Origin of the sequence: Gemmobacter aquaticus (assembly GCF_007859075.1) — a bacterium.
GTDB lineage: Bacteria > Pseudomonadota > Alphaproteobacteria > Rhodobacterales > Rhodobacteraceae > Gemmobacter > Gemmobacter aquaticus.
Window position 1 is genome coordinate 24,169 of the sequence record NZ_VOAK01000007.1, and the last position, 9,748, is coordinate 33,916.

Sequence of the window (9,748 nt, forward strand, 5' to 3'; positions counted from 1 at the left end):
CTTTGCGGGATCATTCGGCAGCTCTGGCCAGCCGGAGATAAGAAGGGAAGAAAGCGTCAAACTGCGTCACAGCCCGGGCGAGGCGTTCCAGAGTGGCGTCACCGGTCAGCGCCCCATCGGTGAAATCCTTGTCAGAGGCATGCACTGCCGTCGCGAGGCTTTGCGCTTCGAAGAAACCCAGCAGCGGCCTAAGCTGGTGCTCGACAACCAGCGCATGCTTCTCGCCACCGCCGGTCGCCGCCAGAAGCACCGGCCGCCCGGACAGGGAGGCCGGGTCGAGCAGGTCAATGAGATGCTTGAACAACCCCGGATACGTCGCCTTGTAGATCGGGGTCGCAATCAGCAGACCGTCAGCCGAAAGCAATCTGTCGATCTTTGCACGTGCATCGGGCGCAAGATCATTCAGCTTTCGTGCGGCGCCCAACCCGGACCCGAAATCGTTGATTTCAAGAAGATCCGTCTCGACATCCAGTCGTGCGGATACCAATTCAAGCGCCGTTGAGACAAGCGCGCGGGTTTTTGATGGTGCGGTAATATTGCCGGATAGACCGACGATGAGGGGCTTTGTCATTCTTGCATCCTGAATCACGACTAATTCAATAGATTTAAGTCTGTTCCCCTGCCTTTTCCCATTCCAAAGACCGGCACGCTTCGACGGGTTTCAACTCTATTTGCGATCCCGGAGAGGCAATTCTTTCCGAAGCGCCAAAACTTCAGCCACGCCGCCAAACGCTGGAGGAGGTGAGGCCACTGGCATCCAGATGGCTGCGCTCGACCGGTCGACCAAAGCCACCTGATCAGCATCAAGGCGGCTCAGATAGATCTCCTCCCAATGACGACCGAACCCGTCAATGCCGCCAAGGTTGCGGCGTAGACGATCTGCCCAGGCCCTGATGCAAGGCAGGCCATGCAAAAGGAAGGTTGCGCGCTCACGATCCAGCAGGTCCAGACGCCAAAGGGCGGGAAGCGCCAGAAGATCGGGGAGTTCTGTCACATTCCGGTCGAGCCAACGCTCGATCCGAAACAAGATGTCACGCAGACAATACACTGCGATGTCCAGGTCAACAGGATCACGCGCAACTTCGACCCGCGACACCGCCGGCATAAGTGCAGCAACCCACCTGCAGAACTCGCAATCGCGCACCGCCGTTGCGGGAACAGGCTGATGCAACCTCCCGGCAGCTTTCGTCCTCTGAGTGTCGGGGTGCAGAGGATCGGGAGCGCAGTGCCTCATGGGATACGCTGAACCGGCAGCGCCGCACCCTTGTCGATCCAACGCAGGATCGCCATCTGGCGGACAAACGCGACCACTCCATCGATCTCGGCGACCCCCTCTGGCGACCATCCCATTGCCAGAAGTTCACCAGCATCTGTCGGTAGATCAGGGTCCATCAGACTTTGATGCGCATAGACAAGCGCCGCAGCCATACGCGGACCGATCTGGGCCAGCAACGCTGGGTCCACATGCCAGGTGGCTCCATTGCGCTCTGCGCGGCAGGCAGAAAATCCCGGCAAAGAGCCATAGGGATCGGGACGCGCGGCCTGTTCGGCTGCGTCCGAGATCCGGATCGCAAGATCCAGCGCAGTTTCAGACAGCCATTCGCCGAACAGCGCCACACAATGCGGCTCGCCCAGATATTCCGCCGTGAAGGCGCTGATCATCTGACGCTCCAACTTCGTCAGGACCATCGGACGGACCGGGGTCATGATCTGGCGCACGCCAGCCGCAACGGCTCGGCGCAACATGGCGTTCTGCTCGCTCCAGTTCCATGGCGGACCTTCCCGCGGGACGAGAACATTCATCCGAGACCTCCTTTCGCTCTGCAACGTGCGGTCAGGCATTAGTCTGCCCGTCCCGCGCAATAATTACGACAATACAAAGCGTGTTTTCTTTTGCCCCTTCATAGAAGAAACACCCTCTGATCCGGCATAGCGCAGCAGAGCGTCCGCCGGCCGATGGGCCGCCACCCGGGCTCCGAAAGAAACCACCTGTGCATGTCCCTCACGGGACGGCAGGAATTTTACGGGAATGCCAGTGCGCAGAACGATTCATCTGCCAGCTGATTCCAACCACCCACGAAACACCTCCGAAACATGTCACCCCACCGAAGATCATGGTGCCCAGACCCGCCTCTGACAGTAGCGCCACGCCACGCAAGCCACTGAATTTGAAAAGTGGTTCTGTCGCATCGACCTGTCGAAGGCGTTAGCCTTTGGACCATCCTCGGACGAACCGAAGGCCAATCACATGCCCCCTATCCTGCAGGAGACAAAATGACCAAGCATGACCGTTGGACCGAAGTGCCAACCACCGACGAACTGAAATCCCGGTTCCAGCCGGTGTTCGACCGCATCGCTGCCGGAGCGGTCAAGCGGGAACGAGACCGCATTCTCCCACATGATGAAATCGGCTGGCTTAAAGAGGCCGGCTTCACCGCATTGCGCGTTCCGGTGGAATTCGGCGGCATCGGTGCTTCGCTTGTCCAACAGTTTGATCTTCTGATCGACCTTGCCACTGCTGACACCAACGTTGCCCAAGCCTTGCGCAGTCATCTGGCCCTGGTCGAGGACCGGCTTGTCGCACCCCGCGCAGAAGGCGAAGTCTGGCTGCGCCGTTTCGGCAAGGGCGAGATTGCCGGCAATGGCTGGACCGAGATCGGCTCGGTGAAGATCGGCGATACGATCACAAAGGTCACACCCGACGATCAAGGTTTCCGCGTCGATGGCGAGAAGTACTATTCCACGGGAACCATATTCGCCGAGTGGATCGACACCTATGCCACACGCAGCGACACCGGCGCCCCGGTCATTGCGATCATCAGGCTGGATCAGCCAGGTGTAACCATCCGCGACGATTGGTCCGGCTTTGGACAGCGCCTGACAGGTACTGGCACGACAACCTTTAGTGGGGCAAGGCTGGAACCGGAAGGGCTCGTCCCATTCGAGCGCCGTTTCCGGTATCAGACTGCGTTCTATCAGCTGGTGCTGAACGCGGTTCTGACGGGCGCGGCGCTCGCTGCAGTGCGCGACGTGGCGCAACTTGTGGCGGCGCGCAAACGCACTTTCTCGCATGGCGCAGGCGGCGCGGGCGGTCTGGTCCGGCATGATGCCCAAATCCTGCAGGTACTCGGCCGAGCACGCGCACAGGCCTACGCGGCGCGCGCGACCACGCTGGAAGCCGCACGCGCGGCACAGCGTGCATACGAGACGTCACAAGGCAGTGATCGCACCGCTGACGATGCCGCAAACGTGGACGCAGAGCTGGCATCCGGCGCAGCTCAATCGGCCGTTGTCGATTTGGCACTCCGGGCAGTGAGCGACGTGTTCAACGCCCTGGGCGCCTCGTCAAGCGACACGGCACTCGCACTTGATCGGCACTGGCGCAATGCCCGGACGGCCGCGAGCCATAATCCGGTCATCTACAAGGAGCGCATCCTGGGGGATCACCTCGTGAACGGAACCGAGCCCACCTTTGTCTGGCAGATCGGTGCCGTTGCAAGTTGACGTGGCGCGCTCATCCCGCACAGTGGACAACTCTGCCATGTTGCGCGGCCGGAGGTCGGCTTTGAACGACCTCCGGATTCCAAGCGAGAGGGACTTTGTGGATACAGCTTTTTGCCATCGGCTGAGTGAAGCAAATCGTAAGCGGTGCGTCGGCCACGTGGTTTCGGCCTGATGCTGTATCGGGCATGCCGTCGTGCAACTGAGTTTGCAGGGGGGGCACCAAAATGAGCACCGGATGGAGGTGCGTGGGTCGAATGGAGTGTCGCGGATCGAGATCCTTGATGGTCCGACCGGGCGGCGGCGATGACCGCAAGATCTCAAGGCGCGGAATATGGCCGAGAGTTTTCAGCTGGCGCGCGCGTCTACGATGTTGCGGTGAAGTATGGGTTGATTGCCCGGTCGGACATCTCGAACACTGATCTTCTTCTGTCCCGGGTTTCCCGGGACAGGTCATGCGAATGCAAACCGGGTGTCGGCGCGACACCCGGGCCTTCGCCATTGGTCGCGATCAAAAGGCCCGGAACCGCCCAATCTGGGCGTAACACGCTCAATGCGCGGACCCAAGTTGCAGCCTCCCACCCGATGTCTCCGCGCGGTTCACGGCAATCGAATCGGAGACTGAGAAGCGCGAATTCGGCTGCGGCCGTCGAGGCGGCAGGAAAAAATCTTCGCCGCGAGGTGAGATTATAGGGCGGATATACCGCTTACCATGTTCCGCTGTTCCCCGCACTCGCGGGGATGAACCCTCGACGCCAATTTCTTCAGATTTACCGGGGTCCCCGGTCTCTATCAGTTCCCGCGATCGGCCGATCTTGTTTCCGTCCTTTGCACGTCAGAACCCCGGCCCATCCATGTCACGGGCTGCCGCGATGCGGGTCAAACGTGCGATCTGGTCGGGATTGAGGCTGTCGCGCAGGTTCGCCAGAAACGCGGCATCATCGGCGATTGTGTGACGCTCTTTCCCGACCATTGCTTCTAGAGCTGCCGAAACGGTGTCGGCAAAGCGCTTCAAGAGGGGCAGCACCGGATTGAGGCGCGCCTCATTCCGGTGCTGCTGCGGCAAGTCCCTTGCTCGCGCCGTCCAGACCAGCCTGAGGTTGCTGCCGGTTTCGCTGTCCAAAAAAGTAAACATCCCCTCTGCGAACAGGCGGAGACCCAGGGTCAGGTTCTCCACGATCCCCTCGGCCTTCACCTCTGCCTCCCGGGCGGCGGCGTTGGCGAGGCGGCATCGCTTCACCGCCTGATTTGCGTCTTCTTTTGCCACGGCGGCCCGATCCCGTTCAACATCGGCGCTTTTCCGGAGGTGAAGCAACGCCGCGTCCTGCGCCGCCCTCTCGGATTTGAGCCGCCCGATCTGTGCGAGGATCGCCGCGTGCTGAAGCTGCGCCTCGTCACCATCGCGGGCAATTTCCGCAGCAGACCTCCGCGCCGCATCAACAATGCCTGCCGCCTTTGCCTCTGCTGCCGAAACGAGCCGCTGCGCCTCGGCTCGACCTCGGGCGATCTCGGCCTGCCGATACTGCGATGGTGGCACGTGGCGCCGTGGTTTAGGCGCGGGCCGACCTGCAGCCCTGGCGGCGCGGCGCTGTTCGGCGCGGGGCGCGCCGCGACAGATGCCAAGATGGTGGAAGGCCGCGCCAACCAGATCTTGCGCATACTCGTACCGGGCCAGCAACGGGTTCGCCGAGGCCTGCAGCAGGATCTGACGCCCTCGATTCAGGGTGGTGCGGACCGTCCAGACGAGGACGATGAAGTGGATGTGAAACGCTTCTTCATCGCGGTGTGCGCTGGCATAACACAGCTGATCGCCCGGAAAGTACGTTCTCAGGAAGGTCAGGGCGGTCCGGGTGAACGCCTTGATCCTCTCTGGATCCCAGAGCGATTGACCCGTTCCCCCGAACCAGGCCTTGTTGACGGTCAGAAGGCCTTCCCGCATCGGGCCACCCTTGCAGGACCGCCATGGATCACGGGGGCCTGCGGCCTCCACCTCGGCAGCCTCCCTCTGCCGGGATTTTGCTTTCAGAGCGGCGATGTGTTCCTTGTAATTGGTCGCGCGGGCAGCCCGTATCTTCTCCCGGACGGTGTCAATCCACTGCGGCCCACCATGCAGAACCTCATTCATCGCGCTCAGCCGGGTGTTAATATGGGAGAGGTCGCCGCCCCGCCGCTTATCGTGCATGGCGAACTTGCCCAGGTCCTTCGGATGCAGGCCTTTGAAGTTCAGCACTGCGGGGTGCGGGGTCTGAATTGCAGATGCAGCGCTATCGAAGGTCGGATGGGTGGACATGGAGAAACCTGATGATCTTGTCGTCTCGCATCAGGATGCAGGACGACCAGGAAAACCCCGGTACGGGTTTGGCAAGATTCTTGGTGTGCGCCTCGGTTTTTTTGCAGGACGAATACTCAGTAGTGAATCTGCAGAATTCCTATGTTTGGCCCCGCCGTCGTGACCGCGGCCGGAGGGGTGACATCGCCGGCATTCGGTCTCTTGCAGCGCTGGAATCTCGGATTTCAGGATCGGCGGTTTGGATTTTCTTCAGCTTCGGCAAAACTTTGTCGAGGCAGGAGATCTCGATGGACATCACCACAACATCCGCCCTTTTCGATGATATCGCCCTGGCGGATCGCTATGCGCCGCTGTGTGATGGCCGGATTGGAACGCGGACGCCAAGCGGAGAGGCGGTTCTCTTCGATGACATTCAGGCGCTTGGCCCTGTCGCCGGGATGCGACCTGACGCCGACTGCAATGCTGTTTCAACCCCCGCGAAGGACAGCGGATCCGAACCGATCGATCGGGACCCGCAGCAGAGCGCTGGTCAAGAGCGCCGGCCGCCATGTCGCGCGGGCGCACGGCCGGGGCAGGGCGGTAACAGTATCCGCGGCTCGCGGATATGTGCTCGGAACCTGTTTGCGACGGCCAGGGTGGTGATCGACTGGCGCGCCATCGGATGCACGCCTCGTGCCGGTCCGGCCCCCCTGCAGCTTGTGCGACTCCGTACCCACGCCGCCCCCTGCCGTGGGCCACCTGAAAGGCAGCGCAGGCCGATCTTAGATCAAGCCATGCACCCCCGGGGCCATTGGGGGCCGGGACGTGCTGGTGCGTCCTTTGACGCGCTGCAATCCTGAACCGACGCCGCACTGGCGATTTCGCGCGGCCTCAGCGGGCGTGCGTCAGCATGGTCGTGTCCGCCTCGCCGAGATCCCAGTAGAGTCCGGCCATGATTGCCAGCCCCTCTCTGGCAATGGGGATCGGCAGATGTTCATTCGGTGCGTGCTGGGAACAGGCGGCATAGGAATGTAGCACCCATATCGTCGGCAGAGCCAGCACCTTGGTCTGCCCTCTGACAAGTTCTCTAATCGCACTGGTCAAGACTTCTTCTTTGGGTCTGCGCCTTCGCTGGGTTCAGGGTTCTCTCCTGAGTCGATCGCACTTGGGGTCGCTGCATATTGGCGTCAGATTAGGGATCGGCCGAAGTGGTCCTCGCGGTCATCATCCCTGCGTCTTTTGGAGGCGCCGCGTTTCAGAGGATCGGCCTGATCCTGGCAACGCGTCCCGGCAGGACACGTGCGAGAAGTCAGCCAGCCGTGCTCCTTGGTTGTCATGCATCGAGTTGGCTCCAGGGGAACGGGGTGTTTGTCTTCCACATGGCGTGGACGATGACGGCCAGCTTGCGGGCAACGGCTATCCTGACTGCGTTAGCCGTGGTGTTGGCATCTATTCCGCTGACCCATTTGGTGTTCTGGGGGGCCATGACCATGAGCCGGGATGCGCGGTTCAGGCAGCAGTTGCGGTCGGAGGGCTTGATCCCGAGCGTCTCGAGCGCTGGCGCAAACTTGGGGACGAGAACCGGATCAACACCCCTGTCCAGTCCGGGCCTCGCGGGAGCAAGCAGACGAAATCCAGTGTCAAACGACGCTGACCACCCAGACGCTGGCCACCCAAAAGAGACGTCGGCCCATATCTGACGTTTACCCTCGACAGTGTCCGTTTGATCATTTCCTCCGAAGCAGAGGTTGGCCCGTAGCGAAGCATTCGCGTGCCGCGGGTCCACGCCCGGCGGGTAGAGGAAGGCGTTCTTCGCTTTGCCGCCTTCCGCCCTGGCAGTCAGCTTGCGAATTCTTGATGGTGGCCGAAGCTCAAATCGTCGTCCTGACGACTGACCTTGGACTCGGTCGCCGGGCAAGTTAGGGTTCTGCCTTCCCAGCGATGAGGATTCCATGCCGTCGATTGTTTCGGTCCGCAATTTGACCAAGACCTACAGTTCCGGCTTTCAGGCGCTGAAATCTGTAGATCTAGCGATTGAAGAAGGTGAGATTCTTGCGCTTCTTGGCCCGAACGGGGCGGGGAAGACGACGCTGATTTCCACAATTTGCGGCATCGTGCAGCCAACGTCGGGCAGCGTGACTGTGGGCGGGCATGATGTGGTCAAGAATTTCCGTGCTTCGCGTGAACTGATTGGGCTGGTGCCGCAGGAAATCAGCCTCGAGCCTTTTGAGAAGGTGTTCAATGCGGTCAGCTTCTCGCGCGGCCTTTTTGGCAAGGCACCGGACCCCGCCTATGTCGAACGCGTGCTGAGACAGTTGTCGCTGTGGGACAAGCAGGACAGCGCGATCATGCCGCTGTCCGGCGGGATGAAGCGACGCGTGCTGATCGCCAAGGCGCTGGCCCACCAGCCACGGGTCCTGTTTCTGGATGAGCCGTCAGCGGGCGTGGATGTGGAATTGCGCAAGGACATGTGGTCGGTCGTCGGTGACCTCAAGGCCGCGGGCGTGACGATCATTCTGACCACGCACTACATCGAAGAGGCCGAAGCGATCGCCGATCGGGTAGGCGTGATCAACAAGGGCGAGATTCTGCTCGTCGAGGACAAGGCCGCGCTGATGCAGCGGATGGGGCAAAAGCAGCTGCATATCGAACTGGCCGCGCCGCTGACAGCATTGCCCGCCTCGCTGGCGCACTATCCGCTTGAACTTGGGTCAAATCAACAGAGCCTGGTCTACACCTATGACACCAAAGGCGAACGGACTGGGATCGTGACCCTGCTCAACGATCTGCGCGCTGCGGGATTGCAGTTGACCGACCTGCAAACCCGTCAGAGCAGCCTTGAAGACATTTTCGTCGGACTGCTGAGGGAACAGGCATGAACGTCCACGCCATACGGGTGATCTTCCAACGCGAAATGGCGCGGTTCTACCGCACAATCATGGAATCACTGATCTCTCCGGTGATCTCGACCTCGCTTTACTTCGTCGTGTTCGGGGCAGCGATCGGCAGCCGGATCGAAACGGTGGAAGGTGTCACTTATGGCGCGTTCATCGTGCCGGGGCTGATCATGCTTACAGTGATCACACAATCGGTCTCCAACGCGTCCTTCGCGATCCATTTCCCGAAGTTCATCGGATCGATCTACGAACTTTTGTCCGCGCCCGTCAGCTATCTTGAAATCGTGATCGGCTATGTCGGCGCGGCGGCGGTGAAGTCGATTCTGATCGGGCTCGTGATCCTTGGAACGGCCTACATATTCGTTGACCTGCCCATCGCGCACCCCTTCGCAATGTTCGCCCTGCTGTCGGTGACAAGCTTCAGCTTTTCGATCTTTGGATTCATCATCGGCATCTGGGCCAAGGATTTCCAGCAGTTGCAGCTGATCCCTTTGTTGGTGCTGACGCCTCTGATCTTCCTGGGCGGCAGTTTCTACAGCGTCGACATGCTGCCGGGCGTTTGGCGCACCATCGCGCTGTTCAACCCGGTCGTGTACCTGATGTCGGTGTTCCGCTGGTCGTTCTTCGACACAGCGGATGTGCCGATTGCCATCAGCTTGGCAGCGATTGTCCTGTTCACAACGATCTGCATGGGGGTGGTGTGGTGGATTTTCCGGACCGGTTGGCGCATTCGTCAATAGGGCGGCGGGTCGAACGTTGACTGTTGCTGCCCACCGGATGCAGTTCCTTTGGCTTTGCAAAAGGTTGATCAACATGCTCACCGGTAGCCTCAGGCGCGCCCTGCCACTTCGACTGCACCAGCCTTTTCAGCATGTACTGCGAGGAACATAGGCAAACGCTGTGGGGCCGCACCTGAGTTTGCCCGTGACGTCTCTGACCCGGAGCGCAACGCAATCGGCCCATTCCGGTCATGTGATCAACGCGCAGCGAACGGACACTCCTCGTGCGTTCGCTGCGCTGCCGTCCTGTGCCTCAAGTGGGCTCGTCTCGCCGGGTCCGTGGGCGATAGCAAGCTTGGCGA

The 9,748-nt window shown here is 60.8% G+C and carries 9 protein-coding genes; 4 read left to right on the top strand and 5 right to left on the bottom strand.

All coding sequences use genetic code 11. From position 1 onward, the window contains the following. Nucleotides 1-10: 10 nt before the first annotated feature. The 3 genes from FQU74_RS01850 to FQU74_RS01860 all read right to left on the bottom strand — a co-directional run bounded on the left by FQU74_RS01850 (nt 11) and on the right by FQU74_RS01860 (nt 1,803). Nucleotides 11-571: an NAD(P)H-dependent oxidoreductase gene (locus tag FQU74_RS01850; protein WP_146284756.1), complete on the bottom strand. Its 561-nt coding sequence runs from the start codon at nt 569-571 to the stop codon at nt 11-13. Nucleotides 572-667: 96 nt separating this feature from the next. Continuing rightward, nucleotides 668-1,096 carry a hypothetical protein gene (locus tag FQU74_RS01855; protein WP_188781620.1) on the bottom strand — a complete coding sequence of 143 codons (429 nt, stop codon included), beginning with the start codon at nt 1,094-1,096 and terminating at the stop codon, nt 668-670. 134 nt (nt 1,097-1,230) lie between these two features. After that, nucleotides 1,231-1,803: a carboxymuconolactone decarboxylase family protein gene (locus FQU74_RS01860; protein WP_146284758.1), complete on the bottom strand. Its 573-nt coding sequence runs from the start codon at nt 1,801-1,803 to the stop codon at nt 1,231-1,233. Nucleotides 1,804-2,274: 471 nt separating this feature from the next. On the opposite strand from FQU74_RS01860, the gene FQU74_RS01865 reads away from it, so the two are divergent. Beyond that, nucleotides 2,275-3,504, top strand: coding sequence for an acyl-CoA dehydrogenase family protein (locus tag FQU74_RS01865; RefSeq protein WP_146284759.1), 1,230 nt, complete (start codon nt 2,275-2,277; stop codon nt 3,502-3,504). 832 nt (nt 3,505-4,336) lie between these two features. Here FQU74_RS01865 and FQU74_RS01870 read toward each other — a convergent pair. Beyond that, a complete protein-coding gene (locus tag FQU74_RS01870; protein WP_146284760.1) occupies nt 4,337-5,791 on the bottom strand; it encodes a plasmid recombination protein in 1,455 nt (484 codons plus the stop codon). A gap of 870 nt (nt 5,792-6,661) precedes the next feature. Continuing rightward, nucleotides 6,662-6,874 (bottom strand): hypothetical protein, encoded by a 213-nt coding sequence (locus tag FQU74_RS01875; RefSeq protein ID WP_206664983.1) that lies wholly within the window; start codon nt 6,872-6,874, stop codon nt 6,662-6,664. 280 nt (nt 6,875-7,154) lie between these two features. Here FQU74_RS01875 and FQU74_RS19780 point away from each other — a divergent pair, with 280 nt between their 5' ends. From FQU74_RS19780 to FQU74_RS01890, 3 genes are all read left to right on the top strand, one after another. Beyond that, nucleotides 7,155-7,424: a hypothetical protein gene (locus FQU74_RS19780; RefSeq protein WP_206664984.1), complete on the top strand. Its 270-nt coding sequence runs from the start codon at nt 7,155-7,157 to the stop codon at nt 7,422-7,424. Nucleotides 7,425-7,722: 298 nt separating this feature from the next. Next, nucleotides 7,723-8,649, top strand: a complete 927-nt coding sequence (locus tag FQU74_RS01885) for an ABC transporter ATP-binding protein (RefSeq protein WP_146284761.1) — start codon at nt 7,723-7,725, stop codon at nt 8,647-8,649. Then, nucleotides 8,646-9,407 carry an ABC transporter permease gene (locus tag FQU74_RS01890; protein ID WP_146284762.1) on the top strand — a complete coding sequence of 254 codons (762 nt, stop codon included), beginning with the start codon at nt 8,646-8,648 and terminating at the stop codon, nt 9,405-9,407. Before FQU74_RS01885 ends, FQU74_RS01890 begins: the two co-directional genes overlap by 4 nt. The last annotated feature ends 341 nt before the right edge of the window (nt 9,408-9,748 follow it).

Excerpts from the sequence above, each read along its gene's own strand:
- FQU74_RS01865 (WP_146284759.1), top strand. The coding sequence starts at position 2,275 with ATGACCAAGCATGACCGTTGGACCGAAGTGCCAACCACCGACGAACTG.
- FQU74_RS01890 (WP_146284762.1), top strand. The coding sequence starts at position 8,646 with ATGAACGTCCACGCCATACGGGTGATCTTCCAACGCGAAATGGCGCGG.
- FQU74_RS01870 (WP_146284760.1), bottom strand. The coding sequence starts at position 5,791 with ATGTCCACCCATCCGACCTTCGATAGCGCTGCATCTGCAATTCAGACC.
- FQU74_RS01850 (WP_146284756.1), bottom strand. The coding sequence starts at position 571 with ATGACAAAGCCCCTCATCGTCGGTCTATCCGGCAATATTACCGCACCA.
- FQU74_RS01860 (WP_146284758.1), bottom strand. The coding sequence starts at position 1,803 with ATGAATGTTCTCGTCCCGCGGGAAGGTCCGCCATGGAACTGGAGCGAG.
- FQU74_RS01885 (WP_146284761.1), top strand. The coding sequence starts at position 7,723 with ATGCCGTCGATTGTTTCGGTCCGCAATTTGACCAAGACCTACAGTTCC.